The 21,124-nt window shown below is 71.2% G+C and carries 19 protein-coding genes; 9 read left to right on the forward strand and 10 right to left on the reverse strand.

Annotation, left to right across the window (positions count from 1 at the left end; all coding sequences use genetic code 11):
• The first annotated feature begins 16 nt into the window (after positions 1–16).
• From M1L60_RS01040 to M1L60_RS01050, 3 genes are all read left to right on the forward strand, one after another.
• Entirely contained in the window at positions 17–835 is an 819-nt protein-coding gene (locus tag M1L60_RS01040; protein WP_253235311.1) for an SAM-dependent methyltransferase, read from the forward strand.
• On the forward strand, positions 832–2,448 hold the full coding sequence (locus M1L60_RS01045) for a putative bifunctional diguanylate cyclase/phosphodiesterase (RefSeq protein ID WP_253235312.1): 1,617 nt from the start codon (positions 832–834) through the stop codon (positions 2,446–2,448). Before M1L60_RS01040 ends, M1L60_RS01045 begins: the two co-directional genes overlap by 4 nt.
• 238 nt (positions 2,449–2,686) lie before the next feature.
• Positions 2,687–3,070: a CU044_2847 family protein gene (locus M1L60_RS01050; RefSeq protein WP_253235313.1), complete on the forward strand. Its 384-nt coding sequence runs from the start codon at positions 2,687–2,689 to the stop codon at positions 3,068–3,070.
• A 1-nt stretch (position 3,071) separates the two neighbouring features.
• On the opposite strand, the gene M1L60_RS01055 is transcribed toward M1L60_RS01050, so the two are convergent.
• The 7 genes from M1L60_RS01055 to M1L60_RS01085 form a co-directional block, all read right to left on the reverse strand.
• Positions 3,072–4,196 (reverse strand): alanine racemase, encoded by a 1,125-nt coding sequence (locus tag M1L60_RS01055; RefSeq protein ID WP_253235314.1) that lies wholly within the window; start codon positions 4,194–4,196, stop codon positions 3,072–3,074.
• On the reverse strand, positions 4,193–4,849 hold the full coding sequence (locus tag M1L60_RS01060) for a helix-turn-helix transcriptional regulator (RefSeq protein ID WP_253235315.1): 657 nt from the start codon (positions 4,847–4,849) through the stop codon (positions 4,193–4,195). Before M1L60_RS01060 ends, M1L60_RS01055 begins: the two co-directional genes overlap by 4 nt.
• Before the next feature lie 38 nt (positions 4,850–4,887).
• Positions 4,888–5,709 (reverse strand): carbohydrate ABC transporter permease, encoded by an 822-nt coding sequence (locus tag M1L60_RS01065; protein ID WP_253235316.1) that lies wholly within the window; start codon positions 5,707–5,709, stop codon positions 4,888–4,890.
• Complete coding sequence (locus tag M1L60_RS01070; RefSeq protein ID WP_253235317.1) at positions 5,709–6,641, reverse strand: carbohydrate ABC transporter permease; 933 nt, start codon at positions 6,639–6,641, stop codon at positions 5,709–5,711. The genes M1L60_RS01065 and M1L60_RS01070 overlap by 1 nt, the downstream gene beginning before the upstream one ends.
• Positions 6,641–7,945, reverse strand: a complete 1,305-nt coding sequence (locus M1L60_RS01075) for an ABC transporter substrate-binding protein (protein ID WP_253235318.1) — start codon at positions 7,943–7,945, stop codon at positions 6,641–6,643. Before M1L60_RS01075 ends, M1L60_RS01070 begins: the two co-directional genes overlap by 1 nt.
• Positions 7,946–7,977: 32 nt before the next feature.
• Positions 7,978–8,856, reverse strand: a complete 879-nt coding sequence (locus M1L60_RS01080) for an SIS domain-containing protein (protein ID WP_253235319.1) — start codon at positions 8,854–8,856, stop codon at positions 7,978–7,980.
• A gap of 76 nt (positions 8,857–8,932) precedes the next feature.
• Complete coding sequence (locus M1L60_RS01085) at positions 8,933–10,225, reverse strand: alpha-glucosidase/alpha-galactosidase (RefSeq protein WP_253235320.1); 1,293 nt, start codon at positions 10,223–10,225, stop codon at positions 8,933–8,935.
• A gap of 102 nt (positions 10,226–10,327) precedes the next feature.
• On the opposite strand from M1L60_RS01085, the gene M1L60_RS01090 reads away from it, so the two are divergent.
• Together M1L60_RS01090 and M1L60_RS01095 are read left to right on the forward strand one after the other, a co-directional pair.
• Positions 10,328–11,149, forward strand: a complete 822-nt coding sequence (locus M1L60_RS01090) for a DeoR/GlpR family DNA-binding transcription regulator (protein WP_253235321.1) — start codon at positions 10,328–10,330, stop codon at positions 11,147–11,149.
• A 9-nt stretch (positions 11,150–11,158) separates the two neighbouring features.
• Positions 11,159–12,580: a GAF domain-containing sensor histidine kinase gene (locus tag M1L60_RS01095; protein ID WP_253235322.1), complete on the forward strand. Its 1,422-nt coding sequence runs from the start codon at positions 11,159–11,161 to the stop codon at positions 12,578–12,580.
• Here the strand turns inward: M1L60_RS01095 and M1L60_RS01100 are convergent.
• Complete coding sequence (locus M1L60_RS01100; RefSeq protein WP_253235323.1) at positions 12,530–12,895, reverse strand: DoxX family protein; 366 nt, start codon at positions 12,893–12,895, stop codon at positions 12,530–12,532. The two genes, M1L60_RS01095 and M1L60_RS01100, sit on opposite strands and share 51 nt — an antisense overlap.
• Before the next feature lie 102 nt (positions 12,896–12,997).
• Here M1L60_RS01100 and M1L60_RS01105 point away from each other — a divergent pair, with 102 nt between their 5' ends.
• Positions 12,998–13,387: a winged helix-turn-helix transcriptional regulator gene (locus tag M1L60_RS01105; RefSeq protein WP_253235324.1), complete on the forward strand. Its 390-nt coding sequence runs from the start codon at positions 12,998–13,000 to the stop codon at positions 13,385–13,387.
• On the opposite strand, the gene M1L60_RS01110 is transcribed toward M1L60_RS01105, so the two are convergent.
• The gene (locus M1L60_RS01110) at positions 13,369–13,605 is read right to left on the reverse strand and encodes a DUF5999 family protein (protein ID WP_253235325.1); all 237 of its coding nucleotides are present in this window, start codon (positions 13,603–13,605) and stop codon (positions 13,369–13,371) included. The two genes, M1L60_RS01105 and M1L60_RS01110, sit on opposite strands and share 19 nt — an antisense overlap.
• 99 nt (positions 13,606–13,704) lie before the next feature.
• On the opposite strand from M1L60_RS01110, the gene M1L60_RS01115 reads away from it, so the two are divergent.
• Positions 13,705–14,349: a response regulator transcription factor gene (locus M1L60_RS01115; protein ID WP_253235487.1), complete on the forward strand. Its 645-nt coding sequence runs from the start codon at positions 13,705–13,707 to the stop codon at positions 14,347–14,349.
• Here M1L60_RS01115 and M1L60_RS01120 read toward each other — a convergent pair.
• Positions 14,327–14,683 (reverse strand): response regulator, encoded by a 357-nt coding sequence (locus tag M1L60_RS01120; RefSeq protein WP_253235326.1) that lies wholly within the window; start codon positions 14,681–14,683, stop codon positions 14,327–14,329. The genes M1L60_RS01115 and M1L60_RS01120 overlap by 23 nt on opposite strands.
• Positions 14,684–14,821: 138 nt before the next feature.
• On the opposite strand from M1L60_RS01120, the gene M1L60_RS01125 reads away from it, so the two are divergent.
• Together M1L60_RS01125 and M1L60_RS01130 are read left to right on the forward strand one after the other, a co-directional pair.
• Positions 14,822–20,260, forward strand: a complete 5,439-nt coding sequence (locus M1L60_RS01125) for an ATP-binding protein (RefSeq protein ID WP_308208404.1) — start codon at positions 14,822–14,824, stop codon at positions 20,258–20,260.
• A 266-nt stretch (positions 20,261–20,526) separates the two neighbouring features.
• Positions 20,527–21,006: a hypothetical protein gene (locus tag M1L60_RS01130; RefSeq protein ID WP_253235328.1), complete on the forward strand. Its 480-nt coding sequence runs from the start codon at positions 20,527–20,529 to the stop codon at positions 21,004–21,006.
• The last annotated feature ends 118 nt before the right edge of the window (positions 21,007–21,124 follow it).

A 21,124-nucleotide genomic window follows, 5' to 3' on the forward strand; every position in this document is an offset into this window, starting at 1 on the left:
GTGGGAGGGGACCGAAATGACCGAATCGTATGGTTGGGTGCCGGAAGGCGTCGACATCACCGTGCCGGACGCGTCGCGCGTCTACGACTACGCGCTGGGCGGGGTGCACAACTTCGCCGTCGACCGCGAGTTCTGGCACCGGGCCGAGAAGATGTTCCCCGACGCGCGGCTCGTGGCCCGGGCCAACCGCGCCTTCCTGGGCCGGGCCGTCCGGCGGCTGACCGCGCTCGGCGTCCGCCAGTTCCTCGACATCGGCTCGGGCATCCCCACGCTCGGCAACGTGCACGAGGTCGCGCAAGAGGCCGACCCCGAGGCCCGGGTGATGTACGTCGACATCGACCCGATCGCCGTGCAACAGAGCCGCAGCCTGCTCGTCGGCAACCCGTACGCCCGGGTCGTTCAGGGTGACCTGCGCAAGCCCGACGACATCCTCTACCACCCCGAAGTGCTCGATCTGTTCGACTTCTCCGAGCCGATGGCCGTGCTCACCGTGGCCGTGCTGCACTTCGTGCCCGACTCGGCCGGCCCGGCCGCCATCCTGCGCCGGCTCGGCGAGCCGCTGGTCTCGGGCAGCCACCTGGTCCTCTCCCACTTCGGCCCCGCATCAACCCCCGAGGGGCGCGAGGCGCAGGAACAGACCCGCCGGCTGTACGAGAAGACGCCGACCCCGCTCGTGATCCGCAGCCGCGAGCAGATCGCCGCGCTCCTCGGCGACGAGTTCGAGCTGCTGCCGCCGGGCGTGGCCGGCTCGGCCGAGTGGCATCCCGACCCCGACGAGGCGGCCGACCCGCCGCAGCCCACCGTGCTGGTGGCGATGGCGAGGAAGAGGGCATGACCTCGTACGCCGCGCTGACCGACGAGTGGTTGCGCGGGGTGGTGGCGGCCGGCTTCGTCCCCGGTGTCCGGGCCCGGGCCCGCTCGGCGCTCGAAGACCTGCTCGAAGAGTTCGTGGCCGCCGTCCGGGCCGAGCCGTTCGACCCCGCACCGGGCCGCCGCATCGGGGTCGAACTGGTCGACCTGCGCATGTCGGCCCCGCCGGTGCTCGGCACGACCGTCCACCTGCTGGCCGGTCAGTTGCCGGCGCTGCTCGGCGAGCAGTCCCGCGAGCGGGTCCTGGCCCTGCTGGAAAATCTAAGCGTCGGCTTCGTGGCCGCCCAGCGCGACCTGGCCGTCCGGGCCGCGGAAGAGATGAACCGCTCCGAAAAGATCCACTGGCGCGCGGTCCAGCTCGACCTGCAAAGGCGCCTGCAACAAGCCCTGCTGCACAGCCCCGACACCGGCCTGCCCAACGAGCAACACCTGCGCAAAACCCTGGCCGATCTCGGTGGTGGCCGCAGCGGCCTGCTGCTGCTCGGCCTCGACCAGCTCGACGAGCTGGCCGACACCCTGGGCGACGAGCGGCGGCACCGGCTGCTGGCCACGATCGCCCGCCGGCTGCGGCCGCTGGGCATCCTGGCCCACCTCGCGGTCGACCTGTTCGCCGTCCTGGTGCCCGGCACGACCGGGCCCGACGACCTGATCAAGGTGGCCGACCAGGCGCTGCAGCTGCTGGCCGCCCCGTTCCCGATCGACGGCCACGACCTGCACGTCACCGCCCACGCCGGTCTGGTCGAACGCCCGGCCGCGGGCACCGACCCCGACGGCTGGCTGCACGACGCCCGGCTGGCCCTGCGCTGGGCCCGGCACGACCAGCTCGGCCCGGCCCTGTTCGACCCGGCCCGGGCCGACGACGAGCGCCGCCGCCACCACCTGGCGGCCGAGATGCCGGCCGCCCTCGACCGCGGCGAGTTCACCCTGCACTACCAGCCCCTGATGCGCCTGTCCGACCGCACGGTGATCGGCGCCGAGGCCCTGGCCCGCTGGCCCCGCCCCGGCGCCGGGCTGGTCATGCCCCTCCGGTTCATCCCGGTCGCCGAGCGCACCGGCCTGATCCGCCCGCTCGGCCGCCACCTGCTCGAGGTGGCCTGCCGCCGGGCCGCAGCCGGCCCCGGCGGGTTGATCAGCGTCAACCTCTCGCCGGTGCAACTGCGCGACCCGGGTCTGGTCGCCTCGGTGGCCGACATCCTGCACCGCACCGAGCTGCCCGCGGCCCGCCTCCAGCTCGAGATCACCGAGACGGCCGAGGCGCTGCAGTACCGCTCGGTGCTGACCGGCCTGGCCGCGCTCGGCGTGCGGCTGGCCCTCGACGACTTCGGCACCGGCTACTCCAGCCTGGCCGTGCTCACCACGCTGCCGTTCGCCGAGGCCAAGCTGGCGGCCGAGTTCCTGCTCGACACCCAGCGCCGCGACGTGCTCGGCCACATCATCGACGCGTGCCACGCCCTCGGCATGACAGTCACCGCCGAGGGCATCGAAACCGCCGAACAGGAACGACTGCTGCGTGAGCTGGGCTGCGACCACGGCCAGGGCTATCACCTGGGCCGCCCCCAGCCCACGCTCTCCATCTAGGGTCTGTTTCGCGGCGAAACAGACCCTGGGCGGACGACGCCGATCCTGGTCATCGGGCCGAGCAGGGGGAGCGTCGCCGCTGAGCAGAGCATGGCCGCGGCCATTCCGGGCGGGGCGATGATCGGAATGCGTATGTCGTCCCGCTTCGGGGAAGTCAACGGGCGGACAGCCGATGGTGCCGGGACCGTCGACAGAGGATGCTCGACTGACCCGACACAACCCCCGGGAGGGACCGAACGTGCCGAGCGAGCTCATGCAGGTGCAGGCCGACGACGGCAGCGCCGTCCTGATCGAGATCGACACCCCGGACGCCGGGTTCGGCGAGGTCGCGTTCGACGGCCGGATCTTCAAGGCCCGCGAGACGCTCGAGCAGGCGCTGGGCGGCGTGCGCGACATCGCGCTCAAGGCGCTCGACACGTTCCGCGCGGGTGAGACCGCGCCCGAGTCGATCGAGCTCGAGTTCGGCGTGAAGTTCAAGGCCGAGGCCGGCTCGGCCGTGTTCGCCCGCACCGCCGCCGAGGGCCACATCGTGGTCCGCATGTCCTGGTCCGGCAGCGCCCACCCGGTGGGCCGTCCGGGTCTCGACGACGGCGAGGACGACGAGGACTACCCGCGCGGGTGATTCACCAGCCCCGGACCCGCGGCCAGACGGCCCGGATCGCGTGGTCCGGGGACTCGGGGTCGGTCACCTGGTAGTGGTCGTGCTGGGCCGCCGTCGCGCAGGCGTGGTTGGGCAGGATCCGCACGCGGGTGCCGACGGGCAGGTCCGGCAGGGTCGCCGAGCTGCCGGGGCGGACCGACAACACACCGTGTTCCTGGCTGGCGTCGGTCATGAGCAGGTCGGCGTACGGGTGGCCGTCGAGGTTCGTGACCAGGCCGTAGCCCTGGTCGACGCGCTGGCGGGACGTGCCGCGGTCGCGCGAGGTGGCCATCCAGCCGCCGTCGGTCAGGATCCAGCCCTTGTCGGGGCGGTGGCCGATGACCGTGGTGATCACCGTGAGGGCCAGGTCGTCGAGGGAGCACACCCCGATGCCGGCCATCACCAGGTCGAAGAAGACGAAGTTGCCCGCGCGGACCTCGGTCACCCCGGTCAGGTCGGCCGCGAAGTGGGCCGTCGGGGTCGAGCCCACGCTGACCACCGGGACGTCGTGCCCGGCCGCGCGCAGCGCTTCGGCCGCCCGTACGGCCGTGAGTCGTTCGTTCTCGGCTGCGGCCCGGAGCGCGTCGTCGCCGATGGCGTAGTACGACTCGCCCGCGTGCAGCAGCACGCCCCGCAGCTCGGCCCCGCCGTCGACCAGCGTCCGTGCGATCTGCAGGAGCGCCGGATCGTCGTGCTGCACGCCGCCGCGGTGCCCGTCGCAGTCGACCTCGATCAGGGCGGGCAGACCGGCCGGCAGGGCTGCCGCCTGCTCGACGCTGTCGAGAAGCGCCACGAGATCCACGCCCCGGGCGCGCAGGGCGGCCACGCGGGGCAGCTTGTGCGGATCGATCCCGACCGCATAGACGATGTCGCGGTAGCCGGCGTCGGCGAACGCCTCGGCCTCGGCCAGGGTCGACACCGTGATCGGGTGGGGCCGGCCCTCGTCGTGCAGCGCGGCCACCGCCACCGACTTCGCCGTCTTGACGTGGGTCCGCAGGGTCACGCCGAGGCCGTCGAGGTGCTGCCGCAGCCGCCGGATGTTGGCCTGGACGGTCGCCGGGTCCACGGCCAGGAAGGGCGTGTCCGGATCCATCAGCGTGCCTGTCATTGCTCGTCCTTGTCGCTGGTAGGGGTCTTGCGGCAGGCGGCCAGGTCGGCGAAGAGGCCGGACCGGGAGACCCCGAGCCGCTGGGCGACCCGGGGCGCGGCGTTGCGGACCGAGAAGACGCCGCGCCGGTCGAGGGCGGCCAGCAGGGCCAGGCGTTCGGCACGGGTCAGGCCGGCCACGGGTTTGCCGCGGGCCAATTCCTCGGCCCGGATCAGCGATTCGACCACGTCGTCGAAGTCGTCGCTGAACGTCGTCAGCTCGGCTGCGGCCGGCGCGGCCCCGGCCAGCGCGGTCAGCAGGTCGCCGGCCTGGCGCAGCACGGTGACGTCGATGTTGACGCACAGCGCCCCGAACACGTGCCCGGCGCTGTCCCGCAGCGGCATGGTCGACGATTTGATCAGCCGGCCGTCGGGGGCGCGGGTGACGTAGTTCAGGTCGTTCGTCGCGGCGTCGCCCTGGGCCAGGACGGCCAGGCCGATCTCGCTCAGAGCGCCGCCGACCCGGCGACCGGTCACCGAGCCCGCGACCGCGACGACCGACTGCTCGCCCTGCCGGTAGTCGTGCAGCACCACCTCACAGGCCGGCCCGAAGGTCGCCGCCAGGCCGTCGAGCACGGGGTGCAGCGCGCCCAGGATCGCGTCGGCGTCACTCATGGCGGCCAGACTATCAGTCCATAAGCTAGACGGAAAATCTAGCCTTTGAGGCCGGAGAACGTCATGGTGGCGATGAACTTCCGCTGGGCGAAGAGGAAGGCCAGGATGAGCGGCGCGGTGGCGAGCACGTTGCCGGCCATGAGCTGCGACCATTCCGTACGCCGCATGCCCTGGAAGTTGGCCAGGCCGACCTGCAGCGTGAACCGGTTGTCGTCCGAGATGGCGATGAGCGGCCACAGCAGGTCGTTCCAGCTGGAGAGCAGCGTGAACACGGCCAGCGTGGCCAGCGCGGGCCGGGCCAGCGGCAGCACGATGCTCCAGAACGTCCGCCAGGTGCCGCAGCCGTCGATGCGCGCCGCCTCCTCGAGCTCGACCGGCAGGGCCAGGAAGAACTGGCGCATCAGGAAGATGCCGAACGCCGAGGCCAGCCACGGGACGAAGGCCGAGGCCAGGGTGTCGACGATGCCGAGGCGGGCGAACATCAGGTAGGTCGGGATCATCAGCAGCTGGATCGGGATCATGACCGTGGCCACGATGACCAGGAAGGCCAGGCCGCGGCCGGCGAACTTGAGGCGGGCGAAGCCGTAGCCGGCCATCGAGCACAGCACCAGGTGGGCCAGCACGGCCACCGTCGAGACCAGCACCGTGTTGCCGAACCAGCGCAGGGCCGGGGTCTCGGTGAGCAGGGCGCGGTAGCCCTCGAGGTGCAGCGAGGTCGGGAACAGCTTGGGCGGGAACTGGTTGATCTCGGCACTGCTCATGAACGAGGTCAGCACCATCTGGACCAGGGGCAGGACGAACAGCAGGGCCAGCGGCATGAGCAACAGGTGCCAGGGGCTGAAGGGCAGCCAGCGGCGCATCAGAAGACCTCCGACCCTCGGCGGCGGCTGTACCAGATGATGCCGACGGTCAGCATCAGGGTGACCGCGAACAGCAGGTAGGCGGCCGCGGCCCCGTACCCGAGTCGTTGGGTCTGGAAGGCCAGCTCGTAGATGTAGTAGACGACCGTCTGGGTGCTGTTCAGCGGCCCGCCGCGGGTCGTCGTGTAGATCAGATCGAACAGCTGTACGGCGGTGATCGTCTGCCACACGGCCGTGAACACGGTGACCGGGCGCAGTTCCGGCAGCGTGATGTGGCGGAACACGCGCCAGCGGGAAGCGCCGTCCATGGTGGCCGCCTCGACCAGCTCGCGCGGGATGTCCTGCAGCGCGGCCAGGTAGATGACGGTGCAGAAGCCGACCTCGCCCCAGAGCGCGATCAGGCAGATCACGAACAGGGCCTGGGTCGGGCTCTCGAGGAACTGCTGCTGCGGGATCCCGAGGTGGCGCAGCACGTCGTTGGCCGCGCCGAACTGGGGGTTGAACACGAACCCGGCCAGGATGCCGGTAGCCGCGGCCGAGGCCACGTACGGAACAAAGATGCACGTCCGGTAGAAACCGATCAGCCGGATGCGCTGGTTGAGCGCGATCGCGACCACGATGCCGAGAATGATCGACGACGGTACGAACAGCACGGTCAGCAGCAGGGTGTGCCGCGCCGCCGCCAGCATGTCGGGGTCGGTGGCCAGGCGCTGGTAGTTGCTCCAGCCGACCGGGACGCCGGGGGAGATGCCGTTCCACCGGGCCCGCGAGATGAAGAAGGCCCAGATCGCCGGGAACAGCGACAACCCGACGACCAGCACGGTGGCCGGGCCGGCGAAGGCCCAGCCGGTCAGGCTCCGCCGCACGGCGCGGCCGCGCGGCGAAACCTTCCGGACCACGGCGTGCGACGAGGCCGCGAACGTCAACGCCATCAGTTCACCACGGCGTCGGCCGACTTCTGGGCCGCCGCGTCCAGCGCGTCCTTGGGCGACGCCTTCCCCTGCAGGACGGAGGCGATCGCGTCACCGACGTTGCGCGACAGCACCTCGTAGCCGGGCACGGTCGGCCGGGCCTGCTTGGCGTTGGCCAGGTTGTCGAAGAACTTCTGACCGCCCGGGTACTCCTTGACGTACGCGGCGAACTCGGGCGTGCTCTGCTCGGACGAGCGCAGCGGCAGATTGCCCACGGCCAGGTTCCACTTGGCGTCGGTCTGCGCGCTGGTCAGCCACTTGATGAAGTCGCGGGCGGCGCCGGCCCGGTTGGCGTCGTCGTGGTCGAACAACACCCACAGGTCGGGGCCCGAGACCGTCTGGTGGTCACCGTTCACGCCGGGCAGGTTCGAGACGCCGTACGAGAGCTTGGCCTCCTTGATCTCGAGCAGCGCCCACGGCCCAGTGATGATCATGGCGACGCGCCCGCTGTTGAACAGGGGGTGGTACTTCTCGTCGGTCTGGTCGAGGTACATGGACTTGTCATCGACGGCCATCCCGCGCAGCGTCTCGAGGGCCTTCACCCCGGCGTCGGAGTTGAAGGCGGGCTTGGTGCCGTCGAGGATCTTGCCGCCGTTCTGCCATAGCAACGGCCACAGGTGCCACGTCGTGTCCTCGCTGCCCGACACGGAGTAGGCGGTGCCGTACGTCTTGGTCGCCGGATCGGTCAGCTTCTTGGCCGCCGCCCGGAAGTCGTCCCAGGTCCAGTCGTCGGTGGGGTAGCCGACGCCGGCCTTGTCGAAGATCGCCTTGTTGTAGATGACCGCGAGATTGTCGACCAGCGCCGGAACGCCGATCACCTTGCCGTCGGCCGTGGCCACCGTGCGCGCCGCCTCGGGCATCTCCGTCCATTTGAAGGACGGATCCTGCACGTACGAGGTCAGGTCCTGCGTCTTGCCGCTGGCGCCGAGGTCGCCGGCCCAGTTGCCGTAGGCGTACGAGATGTCGGGGTAACTGCCCCCGGCGAACCCGGCCGACAGCTTGGTCAGCAGGTCGTCGGTGGTCGGGGCGCCGGGCGAGGTCTTGATCGTGACATTGGGGTGGGCCGCGTGGTATTCGGCGGCCAGGCCCTCGGCGACCTTCTCGGCCTCCTCGGTCTGCCCGGTCCACCAGGTCAGCTCGACGGTGGCGGCCGGGTCGTAACCGGCGGCGGAATCCTTGCCGTCGTCGGACGTGCCGCCCATGCAGGCGGACAACAGCAGTGCCGCGCCGACACCGCCGGCGAGCAGTCGAAGGGGTTTGGTCATCTCAGGGCACCTCCGCTGGTGAAGGGGGCGGTTCAGGTGAGGACGACTGAGCGGGTGAGCAATCGGGGGGTGTCGGGGTCGAGGCCGCGGTGGGCGGCCAGGGCCAGGGCGAAACGCTGGACGAGCACGAGCTGGGCCAGCGGGTCGAGGGCGTCGCGGTATGCGGTGGCGCCGGCGCTGCGGGCCACGTCGTCGAGGGCGGTGGGCACGTCGCCCAGCGACCAGACGAGACTGCGGGGGCCGGCCACGGCGACCGGGCCGTGCCGGAAGTCCATGGCCGGGTAGGACTCGGAGTAGGCCTGGGCGGCCTCGCGCACCTTGAGCGCCGCCTCGTGGGCCAGGCCCACGGTCCAGCCGGTGCCGAGGAAGACCAGGTGGTCGATGTCGGCCGGGTCGGCCGGGAGGTCGGCCCGCAGAGCCTGGAAGCCGTCCTCGACGGCCCGGGTGAGGTCGGCGCCGAACGCGGCCCGGGCCAGCGTCAGCACCGAGGTCGGGAAGCGCGTCTGCACGACGCTGCCCTCGTCGGCGAAGTCGAGCAGCAGCCGGGCGTCGGACAGGTCGTCGACCGGCCGGCCGTCGACCGCGGTGACGACGACGCGCCGGGTGCCCGCCGGCACCTGCCGCAGCGCGTCGAGCACCTCGGTCGACGTGCCGGAGCGGGTCACCGCCACCACCCGGTCGTAGCGGCGGCGCGGCACGTACTCGGAGGCGCAGACGGCGTCGGTCTCACCGAGACCGGCCCCCTCGCGCAGCTGGGCGATGCTCTCGGCGACGAACCACGAGGTGCCGCAGCCGAGCACGAGCATCCGCTCGCCCGGGGCGGCGAGTTCCCGTCGCCCCGGGTCCGCGAGGTCGAGGGCCTGGGCCCAGACGTCGGGCTGACTGGCAACCTCGGTGGCAGTCACATTCATGTCTGCGGATTATGCTCGTTTCTGCTCGCTTAACAAGATCCGAGCATCAAACGAGCATTGTGAACTGAGCGTTTGCTCATCGGAGGACGGCCGGGATCAGGTCGCCGTGGGCGGCGGTCAGCTCGTCGCACAGCGCCCAGATCTGGTCCACAGTCAGGGATGCGGCGGTGTTGGGGTCGACCATCGCGGCCTGGCGGACCAGGCGCGGGTCGCCGTCGAGCGCGGCCTGCACGGTCAACTGGCCGACGTTGACGAACGAGCGATTGAGCGCGGCGCACTGCGGCGGCAGCGCTCCCACCCGTTCGGGCCGCACGCCGAGGCGGTCGACCACGCAGGGCACCTCCACCGCGTACCCCTCGGGAAGGTTCGAGATGAGCCCGTGATTGGGCACATTGGCGTGGATGCGGCGCTGCTGCCCGGTCACCATGCTGTGGATGACTTGCGGCGCGTATTCGGTCGCTTCCCGGGTCAGATCGAGCGGCTCGCCGGCCAGCAGCGAGCGCCGGGTGGCGTGGTACTCGGCCACGTTGTCGGCGCTGATGCCGAGGTAGTCGCCGACCGGGATGCGCAGACGGGCGATCTCGGCCTCGCTGTGCAGGTACCACGGCACGTACTCGGAGGAGTGCTCGCTGGTCTCGGTCGGGAAGTAGCCGAGCCGCCGGTACATGTCCATGCGCACGCGTCGCTGCAGCTGTGGATCGTCGGCCAGCAGAGCGTCGAGCCGCGGATACAGTGACTCGCCCCGGTGCTCGAAGCGCAGCAGCCACGCCTGATGGTTCACGCCCGCGCCGGTGTAGTCCACTTCCTCCAGCGGCACCCCGAGCAGGTCGGCCAGATCGTGAACCGTCCAGAAAACCGAGTGGCAGAGCCCCACCACCCGAAGACGCGGCGCGACCGCGCTCAGGTACGCGACGTTCATCGCCATCGGATTGGTGTAGTTCAGCAGCCAAGCGTCGGGGCAGAGCTCGAGCATGTCGGAAGCGATCGCGTCGAGCACCGGGAAGGTGCGCAGCGCGCGAAAGATGCCGCCCACCCCGAGCGTGTCGCCGATGGTCTGGCGCAGCCCGTACTTGGCCGGGATCTCGAAGTCGCGGACCGTCGCCTCGTACATGCCGACCTGGATCGAGTTGATCACGAAGTCGGCGCCGTCCAGCACCGCGCGGCGGTCCAGGCTCGCCGTGATCGCCGGGCTGGCGCCCAGCTGATCGGCGGTGCGGCGGGCGATCAGCTCGGCCGTCTCGAGCCGCTCGGGGTCGATGTCGTGCAGGGCCAGGGTGACGTCGCGCAGCTCGTCGAAGGACAGGATGTCGGCCAGCAGCTCGCGGGTGAAGACCACGCTGCCGGCGCCCAGAAAAGCGATCACCGTCATGGGCGGATTGTTGGACCTCGCTCACACTCGCACAAGAGAAGTTGGCTCTTCGACAAGAAACGAACTATTTTGACTGCGCGTTTGCTCAATGAGGGAGGAACCATGTCGCTCCGGCGCGCCGAGCGGGTGTCGGCCATTCTGGAACGGGTCTCCGAGCACGGCTCGGTCGACGCGGGTGACCTCGCCGAGCTGTTCCGGGTCTCGCCCGCGACCATCCGGCGCGACCTGCAGGTGCTCGAGGACCAGCGGCTGCTCTCGCGCACCCACGGCGGCGCGGTGGCCATGGACGTGGCCTACGAGCTGCCCGTCCGCTATCGGACCGGCCAGCACCGCGAGGAGAAGTCGACCATCGCGCGGGTCGTCGCCTCGATGCTGCCCAAGGGCCCGCTCACCCTCGGCCTGACCGGCGGCACGACCACCCACATGCTGGCCCGGCTGCTGGCCGACCGGGTCGACCTGACCGTGGTCACCAACGCGCTCAACATCGCGGGCGAGCTGGCCCTGCGCCCCCGCCTCAAGCTGATCATGACCGGGGGTGTCTCCCGCACCCAGTCCTACGAGCTGGTCGGCCCGATCGCCGACAACGCCCTGCAGGGGCTCAACATCGAGGTCGCAGTGGTCGGCGTCGACGGCATCACCGCCCGCGGCGGCCTCACCACGCACGACGAGATCGAGGCCAACACCAACGCCACGATGATCCGCCGGGCCGACCAGGTGATCGTGGTCGCCGACGGGTCCAAGGTGGGCAAGGTCTGCCTGGCCGGGATCAGCCCCGTGACCGACGTGGCCGCCCTGGTCACCGATGTCAGCGCCGACATCCGCGAGGTCGAGGCGATCCGCGACACCGGCACCGAGGTGCTGGTGGCGACCGGCGAGGGCATCGAGGTGATCGGCGCCGCAGGCAATCGGGTGCTCCGCCGGTAGCCTCGGCCCGTGCTCTCCCGTACGCGGATCCCGCTTCCGCTGCAGGTCGTGCTGGCCGCTGTGGCCGGCGTGGTGTCGTTCGCGATCGCCCGCGTCGTATGCACGCTGGCCCGCGACGACATCCACCCGATCCCGTTCGCCGCAGTGCTGCTGGCCGTGGTGCTGCTGTTCGCGCGCGCCCTCGGCATCCTGTACGCGCTGCCCATCGGCACGGCCGCGATCCTGGCCTACGACTGGTTCTACCTGCCGCCGCTGCGTGAGCTGTCCGAGGCCGCGTACACGCTGCTGGCGACGTTCCTGGGCATGGCCGTGATCGTCGGCACGGTCGCGACGGTCACCAGTCGCCGGGCCGTGGCGGCCGAGCGGGCGCGCGGCGACATGGCCGAGGTGCAGGCCTCGCTGCGCCGGCTCGCCCTGCTCATCGCGAAGGGGGAGGCCCCGGCCCGCATCTTCGAGGCGGTGACCCGTGAGGTCCGCGACCATCTGGGCAGCGACACGGCCACCCTCGTCCGGTACGAACTGGACGGCTCGACGACCGAGCTGGCCCGCGCCGGTCTCTCCGCCCCGGTCGTGCCGCCCGAGCTGATCCGACATGTCCGCGAGAACGCCCGGGCCTACCGCCTCGACGCCACCGCGGCCGGCGTGCCCGTGGTCGTGAACGGCCGCCTCTGGGGCATGTTCGCCGTCGGGTCGGCCGAGTCGCAGCTGCCCGACGACACCGAGGCCCGGATGAGCGACTACACCGAACTGGTGGCGACCGCGGTCGCCGACGCGCAGAGCCGGGCCGAACTGATCAGCTCCCGGGCCCGCATCGTGGCCGCGGCCGACGAGGCCCGCCGCCGCATCGAGCGCGACCTGCACGACGGCGCCCAGCAGCGGCTCGTCGCGCTCGCCCTGCGGCTGCGGACGGCCACCCACGACGACGACAAGCCCGGCGAGGTGGCCGAGATCGGCACCGACCTGATGACGGTGATCGACGAGCTGCGCGAGCTGTCCCGGGGCATCCACCCGGCCGTGCTGTCCGACTCGGGGCTGCGGCCGGCCCTGCGCGCGCTGGCCCGCCGCTCGCCGCTGCCGGTCGAGGTCGACGTGCGGCTGGCCGTCCGCCCGCCCCAGCCGGTCGAGGTTGGCGCGTACTACGTGGCCTCCGAGGTGCTGACCAACGCGGTCAAGCACGCCGACGCCACGGTCGTGCGGATCGAGGTGAGCGAGGCCGACGACTGCCTGCACTTGTGCGTCCACGACGACGGCGCGGGCGGCGCCGACTTCGCGGGCGGCACCGGGCTGCTCGGCCTCAAGGACCGCACCGAGGCCCTGGGCGGCACGCTCGACGTGACCAGCCCACCCGGCGCCGGCACCACGGTCACGGCCCGGATCCCCCTACAACCACACCGTGGCGAGCCAGGCGGCCACGGCGGCGAGCAGCAGTAGCGCGATGTTGAGACCGATCACCTTGGTCTCGCCCCGCCGCAGGTGCACGACGATGCCACCGATCTGCACGAGCACGAGCCCAACGGCCGAGAGCAGGGCCAGCACCGGCGCGATCCCGGTCAGCGGCGGCAGGATCAGCCCGATCGCGCCCAGTACCTCCAGGATGCCGATGGTCTTGACCAGCGACATGGGCATGCTGTCGACCCAGCCCATCATCGGCCGCAGCTGCTCCCGGCTGCGCAGCGCCTTGATCGCGCCCGAGTAGAGGTAGAAGAAGGCCAGCAGCCCGGCGACGATCCAGTACGCGATTTCCATGCTCAGCCCCTATGGTTACTGATCGTAAGTAGCAACATCATGCGGTACTCATGCCAGGCTTACAAAAGGCACATTCATGTGCCTGAGGAACAGGGAGGTGCCGTGTCCGACTACGAGCACACGTGCATGATCCGGGGTGACGGCGGCAAGACCCTGCGCGCGATCCTCGATCAGATCTGCAACAAATGGACGCTGCTGGTGGTCGCGACGCTCGACCGCAGCCGGGTGCGCTTCACCGACCTGCAGCACCAGATCCCCGGCATCTCGCAGCGGATGCTGACGCTGACGCTGCGCAACCTCGAGCGGGACGGGCTGGTCGAACGCACGGTCCATGCCGAGGTGCCGCCTCGGGTCGAGTACGAGCTGACCCCGACCGGGCAGAGCCTGCTGCCGCCCGCGCTCGCGCTGGCCGGCTGGGCCCTGCAGCATGTGCCGCACATCGAAAAGAGCCGGGCCGCGTACGCGAAGAAGGGTCAGGCGGCGATCGGCTGAGCGCTCTGCTTCCGATAGGCCGCGGTCCGGCGCGTACGGGTTCGAGTGCGCGCGGCTCGGGCCGGCAGGGGCGTGACGACGGGCTGGACGGCGGCGTCCATGACGATCGCGCCGTTGCACAACATGCGCCAGCCGAGGTCCTCGTGGTGGACGAGCATCGCTGCGGTCTCCCATCCCGGCTGGTCGATGGCCGGGCATTCCGGGGTGTGGTTGCACATGACAACAGACTCGTGAAATCGCGCGCGTCACACATCGAGGCCAGCCCCACTCCTCGATACCGGCTAGCCGGTACCCGCATAATCTCTGCCATGACGGGGCTGCGGGTCGTACTGGCCGAGGATGACGTGCTTTTGCGCGAGGGGATCGCGAGTCTGCTCACCCGCGAGGGGCTCGACGTGCTGGGCCAGGCCGGCGACGCCACCGAGCTGCTCAAGCTGGTGCGGGCGACCCAGCCCGACCTGGTCGTGGTCGACGTGCGGATGCCGCCGACGCACACCACCGAGGGTCTGCAGGCGGCCCAGCAGATCCGGGCCGAGCTGCCCGGCACCGGCGTGCTCGTGCTCTCGGCCTACGCCGACGTCGACCAGGCCATGGAGTTGCTGGCCGGCGGCCGCAAGATCGGCTACCTGCTCAAGAGCCGGATCACCGATGTCACCGAGTTTCTGGCCGCGGTCGAGCGGATCGCCGGCGGCGGCTCGGTCATCGACCCCGGCCTGGTCAGCGAGCTGGTGACAGCCCGGCGGCGGGACGACCCGCTGGCCGCGCTGAGCACCCGCGAGCGCGAGGTGCTGGCCCAGATGGCCGAGGGGCAGTCCAACTCCGGCATCGCCCGCCGGCTGTGGATCACCGAGGGCACTGTCGAGAAGCACGTCCGCAGCGTGCTGAGCAAGCTGAAACTGCCCGAGACCGACGATCACCACCGGCGGGTGCTGGCCGTGCTCACCTTCCTGGAAGCGCGCTGACCAGCTGGATGACCGCGGAACCGGACAGCTCGACCTTGTTCAGGAAGCCGATCGCGGGCGAGTCCTCGATCAGGTCCTCGTAGTCGTCGCCGCTGTGCGTCGAGATCATGATCACAGGCGTGGGGGAGAGGCGCCGGGCCAGGTCGAAGCCGCTCTCGCCACCCAGGTTGATGTCGACCAGGGCGACGTCGGGGCCCAGCTCGCCGGCGCGCCCGAGCGCCCCGGCAATGTCGGACGCGATGCCGGCGACGACCAGTCCCTCCCGCTCCAGCAGGTCACGGGCGGCGGCGAGGAAGTGGTCGTTATCGTCCACGAGCAGGCAACGCAGTGTCACGAGATGAAGGTTTCCAGGTCGTAGTGGTGTGCGCATTCCTGCTAGCGGTAGTACCCGGAGCCGAACGCCGTACCCCCCGGCGCGGCACTTCTGTAGTCTCCTGTCGAAGCTTTTTGGCAGAGGTAGGGGCCCGTTCGAGTGTTCAGTCGTATCGCCATCGTCAACCGTGGTGAAGCCGCCATGCGTCTCATCCACGCCGTCCGTGAGCTGGCCGCGGAGACCGGCGCCCCGATCGAGACGGTGGCGCTGTTCACCGACGTCGATCGAGGCTCCACCTTCGTCCGCGAGGCCGACATCGCGTACGACCTGGGTCCGGCCGCGTCCCGGCCGTACCTCGACCTCAAGACGCTCGAACGGGCGCTGATCGACTCGGGGGCCGACGCCGCCTGGGTCGGCTGGGGTTTCGTCGCCGAGGACCCGGCGTTCGCCGAGCTGTGCGAGCGGATCGGGATCACCTTCATCGGGCCCAGCCCCGAGGCCATGCGCAAGCTGGGCGACAAGATCGGCGCCAAGCTGATCGCCGAAGAGGTCGGCGTGCCCGTCGCGCCGTGGAGCCGCGGGTCGGTCGAGACCCTGGAGGCCGCGCTGGCCGCCGCCGAGACCATCGGCTACCCGCTGATGCTCAAGGCCACCGCCGGTGGTGGCGGCCGCGGCATCCGCGTCGTGCGCGACCCCGACCAGCTGGCCGACGCCTACGAGCGCACCAGCCAGGAGGCCGCGCGCGCCTTCGGCAGCGGCATCGTCTTCCTGGAGCGCCTGGTCACCGGGGCCCGCCACGTCGAGGTGCAGGTCATCGCCGACGGCGAGGGCACGGCGTGGGCGCTGGGCGTGCGCGACTGCTCGGTGCAGCGCCGCAACCAGAAGGTCATCGAGGAGTCGGCGTCGCCGGTGCTCCCGCCTGACCGCGTCGTCGAGCTCAAGACGTCGGCCGAGCGGCTCGCCGTCCGGGTCGGCTACCGGGGCGCGGCGACGGTCGAGTTCCTGTACCACCCCGGCGACGACCTGCTGGCCTTCCTCGAGGTCAACACGCGCCTGCAGGTGGAACACCCGATCACCGAGTCGACCACCGGGTTCGACCTGGTCAAGGCCCAGCTGCACGTCGCCTCGGGCGGGCGCCTGACCGGCGAGCCGCCGGCCGAGCGCGGGCACGCCGTCGAGGCCCGGCTCAACGCCGAGGACCCCGACCGCGACTTCGCGCCGTCGCCAGGTCGGATCGCCCGGCTCGACCTGCCGGCCGGTCCGGGCATCCGGGTCGACACCGGCGTCAGCGCGGGCGACACCATTCCGGGCGACTTCGACTCGATGATCGCCAAGGTCATCGCGTACGGGAAAAACCGCGACGAAGCCCTGGGCCGCCTGCGCCGGGCGATGGCCGAGACGACCGTCGTCATCGAGGGCGGAGCGACCAACAAGAGTTTCGTGCTCGACCTGCTCGACCAGCCCGAGGTCGTCGACGGCTCGGCCGACACGGGGTGGATCGACCGCGTCCGCGGCGAGGGCCGCCTGGTCTCGCACAAGCACTCGGCCGTCGCGCTGGCCGTGGCCGCCATCGAGGCGTACGAGGAGGAAGAGCTCACCGAGAAGCAGCGTCTGCTGTCGACCGCGTTCGGCGGCCGCCCCCAGGTGCGCCACGAGAGCGGCCGCCCCCTCGACCTGAAGCTGCGCGGCGCCACCTACCGCGTCCGCGTGGCCCGGGTCGGCGCCCGCCGGTTCCGCGTCGCCATCGAGGCCGGCAGCGACCTGCGCCTGGCCGACGTCGAGCTGGAGCGCTTCGACGAGCACACCGGCCGGATCACCGTCAACGGCCGCCGCCACAAGATCTTGACCGGCGCGCACGGCGCGATTCACCTGGTCGAGGTCGACGGCGTCAACCACCGGGTCAGCCGCGACGAGGGTGGCGTGCTGCGCTCACCCATGCCGGCGCTGGTCATCGCCACGCCGCTCGCGGTCGGGGCCGAGGTCGAGTCGGGCGCGCCGGTGCTCGTTCTCGAGGCCATGAAGATGGAGGCCGTGATCCGGGCCCCGTTCAAGGCCCGCGTCAAGGAATGCCTGGTCGCCGTGGGGGCCAAGGTCGACTCGGGGGCACCCCTGTTGCGCCTGGAGCCGATCGGCGACGCCGAGGCCGAACAGGACGCGGCGTCCGAGCACGTCGAGATCGACCTGCCGCCCGCGCCCGAGGCGTCGGCCGTCCGACGGGCCGCCCTCGGTCAGGAAGACCTGCGCAGCCAGCTGCTCGGCTTCGACGCCGACCCGCTGGACGAGAGCCGCGTGCTGGCTGGATACCTGGCCGCCGCCTCCGAGACCAGCCACCGCCCGCTGGCCGGCGAGGTCGAGCTGATCGAGGTCTTCGCCGACCTGGCCGAGCTGAGCCGCAACCGCCCGGCCGGCGAGGAGACGTCGGACACCCACGTCCGCAGCGCCCGCGAGTACTTCCACACCTACCTGCAGAGCCTCGACGTCGAGCGGGCCGGCCTGCCCGAGTCCTTCCAGTCCCGGCTGTCCAAGGCGCTCGGCCACTACGGCATCAAGGAGCTCGAGCGCACGCCCGAGCTCGAGGCCGCCGTCTTCCGGATCTTCCTGGCCCAGCAGCGTGCGTCGGCTGACGCCAACCTGGTCGCGACGCTGCTGCGCACCTGGCTGCGCTCGTCGCCGCCCGAGGAGACGCTGCGCGAGCCGTCCGGCCTGGCCCTGGAGCGGCTGATCGCGGCCACCCAGGTCCGCTACCCGGCCCTGGCCGACCTGGCCCGCGGCGTCGTGTTCTCGTGGTTCGGCCAGCCGCTGCTGCTGCGCAACCGGGCCCGGGTCTACGCCGGCGTCCGCAAGAGCCTGCGGCACCTCGACTCGGTGCCGGCCGCGCCCGACCGCGCCGACCGGATCGCCGAGATGGTCCGTAGCACCGAACCGCTGGTGCGCCTGCTCGGCCAGCGCCTCGTGCGGCACGACCTCGACAACTCGGTCATGCTCGAGGTGCTGACCCGGCGCTACTACGGCAACAAGGGGATCACCGGGGTCCGCACCTCCGGCCAGTTCGTGGTGGCCGAGCGCGAAGGCTCGTGGGTCGTGTCCGCGGCCGTGCCGTTCGACCAGCTGGGCCCGGCCCTCGACGGGCTGGCCGCGCTGGCCGGGGACGTCGCGATCGACGCCGACATCTACCTGTCGTGGGAGGGCCAGCCGGCCGACCCCGACGCCATGGCGGCCGCCCTGCACGAGGTGGTCGGCGCCCACCCGCTGCCCGCGCCGGTGCGGCGGCTCACCACCACAGTCGCCGGGCGCGGTGGCGCGGTCATGCACCACCACTTCACGTGGCGGCCGTCGAGCACCGGGCTGAGCGAGGAAAGGCTGATCCGCGGCCTGCACCCGTACATCGCCCAGCGCATGCAGCTCGAACGGCTCCGCAAGTTCGACCTGACCCGCCTGCCGTCCTCGGACGAAGAGATCTACCTGTTCCGCTGCGTGGCCCGCGAGAACCCGGGCGACGACCGGCTCGTGGCCTTCGCCCAGGTCCGCGACCTGACCGAGCTCCGCGAGCACGACGGCCGCCTGGTCGCCCTGCCCACGGCCGAGGAGACGATCGCCACCTGCCTCGACTCGATCCGCCGGGCCCAGTCCCAGCGGCCGTCGGACAAGCGGTTCAGCACCAACCGGATCGTCATCTACGTGTGGCCGCCGATCTCGATCACGCCCGACGAGATGGAGATGATCGCCCGCCGCATCCTGCCCACCAGCGCGGGTGCGGGCCTGGAAGAGATCCTGTTCATCGGCCGCTACCGCGACCCGGCGACGGGCACGCTGGCCAAGGTGGCCGTCCGCATCTCGAACGACGCGACCGGCGCCCCGGTGCTGACCGTCGGCGAGCCGTCGGAAGAGCCGATCGAGCCGCTCGACAACTACCGCCTCAAGGTCCTGCGGGCCGCGGCCCGCAACACCGTCTACCCGTACGAGCTGACGGGGTTGCTCGGCTCGTTCGTCGAGCACGACCTGGACGCCGCGAACGCGCTGGTGCCGGTCGACCGGCCCAAGGGACGCAACACGGCGGCGCTCGTCGCGGGCGTGGTAACTACTTCTTCGGGGCGCCACGCTGAGGGAATCACCCGTGTGGTGTTGCTCGGCGACCCGACCAAGGCGCTAGGAGCGCTCTCCGAGCCTGAATGCCGCCGAGTGATCGCCGCGATCGATCTGGCTCAGTCGATGCGGGTACCGCTCGAGTGGTGGGCGCTGTCGGCCGGGGCCCGGATCTCGATGGAGTCGGGCACCGAGAACATGGACTGGGTGGCGGCCGCGCTCAAGCGGATCGTCGAGTTCACCCAGGACGGCGGCGAGATCAACATCGTGGTGGCCGGCATCAACGTGGGCGCCCAGCCGTACTGGAACGCCGAAGCGACGATGCTCATGCACACCAAGGGCGTGCTGATCATGACGCCGGACTCGGCCATGGTGCTGACCGGCAAGCAGTCGCTCGACTTCTCCGGCGGCGTGTCGGCCGAGGACAACTTCGGCATCGGCGGCTACGACCGGGTCATGGGCCCCAACGGGCAGGCGCAGTACTGGGCGCCCAACCTGGCCGGCGCGCGCGACGTGCTGATGGCCCACTACGACCACACGTACGTCGTACCGGGCGAGACGGCCCCGCGGCGGGCCGCCACGACCGACCCGGTGACGCGCGACATCTCCGACTTCCCGCACGACGTGCCGGGCAGCGACTTCACCACGGTCGGCCAGATCTTCTCGGCGACGGCCAACCCCGACCGCAAGAAGCCGTTCGACATCCGCGTGGTGATGCGGGCGCTGGCGGACCAGGATCACGCGGTGCTGGAACGCTGGGCCGGCATGGCCGACGCCGAGACCGCGGTGGTGCAGGACGTGCACCTCGGCGGCATTCCGGTCTGCCTGCTGGGCATCGAGTCGCAGTCGGTGCCGCGCCGGGGCTTCCCGCCCACCGACGGCCCCGACACCTACACGGCGGGCACGTTGTTCCCGCGCTCGTCGAAGAAGGCAGCCCGGGCGATCAACGCGGCCTCGGGCAACCGTCCGCTGGTCGTGCTGGCCAACCTGTCCGGCTTCGACGGCTCTCCCGAGTCGATGCGCAAGCTGCAACTCGAGTACGGCGCCGAGATCGGCCGGGCCATCGTCAACTTCGAGGGCCCGATCGTCTTCACGGTGATCAGCCGCTACCACGGCGGCGCGTTCGTGGTCTTCTCGAAGCAGCTGAACCCGAACATGACGGTACTGGCGCTGGAGGGCTCGTTCGCCTCGGTGCTGGGCGGCGCCCCCGCCGCGGCGGTCGTCTTCACCGGCGATGTCAACCGCCGCACGGCCGCAGACCTGAGGGTCAAAGAGGCGGAGGCCCGCCTGGCCGCCGCCGCGGGCGCGGAACGCAGCGCCCTGGCCGCCGAACTGGAAGAGCTGCGCAACACCGTCCGCACCGAGAAGCTGGGCGAGGTGGCCACGGAATTCGACCGCGTCCACAGCATCCAGCGCGCGGTCGAGGTCGGCTCGGTCGACGCGGTCATCAAGGCCACCGAGATGCGCCCGCGCATCATCGAGGCCATCACCACCGCCCTGCGCCACCAGAACTGACACGACGCCGGGTCGCTCCGATCAGCCGGAGCGACCCAGCCGTGCCAGCCTGTCCACCCGGCCACCGACCCCGCAGCGGCCGGGCCGTCCCTACGCGGCTGTGCTCTTCGCGCGGCTGTGCTCTTCGCGCGGCCGTGCCCTTCACGCGGGCGGGTCCTCATGCAGCGGCCGGGCCTCTAAAGGCGCGGGCCTTCATACAGCAGCCGGACCGTTGATCCCTCTGGCGGTGGCCGGGCGCCGATCCCTGAATGGCCTAGCATGCTGGGGTGACAACCCAGAAGGACCTTGGCCGGCCCCGACTCACGGCCGGACTGGACGGCGCGATGCTGTTCGCGGCGCTGCTGGCCCTGGCCGGCTACCTGCTCCCATGGTTCCGGGTCTCATCGGGTTACAGCTGGTCGTATTCCGGCTGGAGCTACGCCTCCCTCAGCACCGGCGGCGGCTGGACCCTGATCACCTTCGCTTTCCTGCTGGTGGCCCTGGTGGCCGCCTTCTGGTCCCGGACCGTCGTGGCGGCGGCGATGACCGCCCTGACCGCCGCGATCGGCACCCTCGTCATGGCCCTGGCCGTGGTCGCCGCCAGCTTCGCCAACATCGGCCCGCGCGACAACTCGAACGCGGTCGCCGAGCGGCCGTTCGGCATCGGGCTGCCCCTGCTCGCCATCGGCGTGGGCTTGCTGATCGCCACCGCCTGCCGAGACATCGCCCGCGCCGGCTCATCACCTGCCACGAACGTTTCAGACTGACTTCGCACCGATCGGCAAGGCTCGCCGGGCGCGTGGGTTGTCGCACGAACGGCGCCAACGTTCGGGTTGGAAGCGTTCCCACCGCCACCGCCACCGCCAGCCGCCAACGCCAGCCGCC

This window comes from Paractinoplanes aksuensis (assembly GCF_024137025.1).
Lineage (GTDB): Bacteria > Actinomycetota > Actinomycetes > Mycobacteriales > Micromonosporaceae > Actinoplanes > Actinoplanes aksuensis.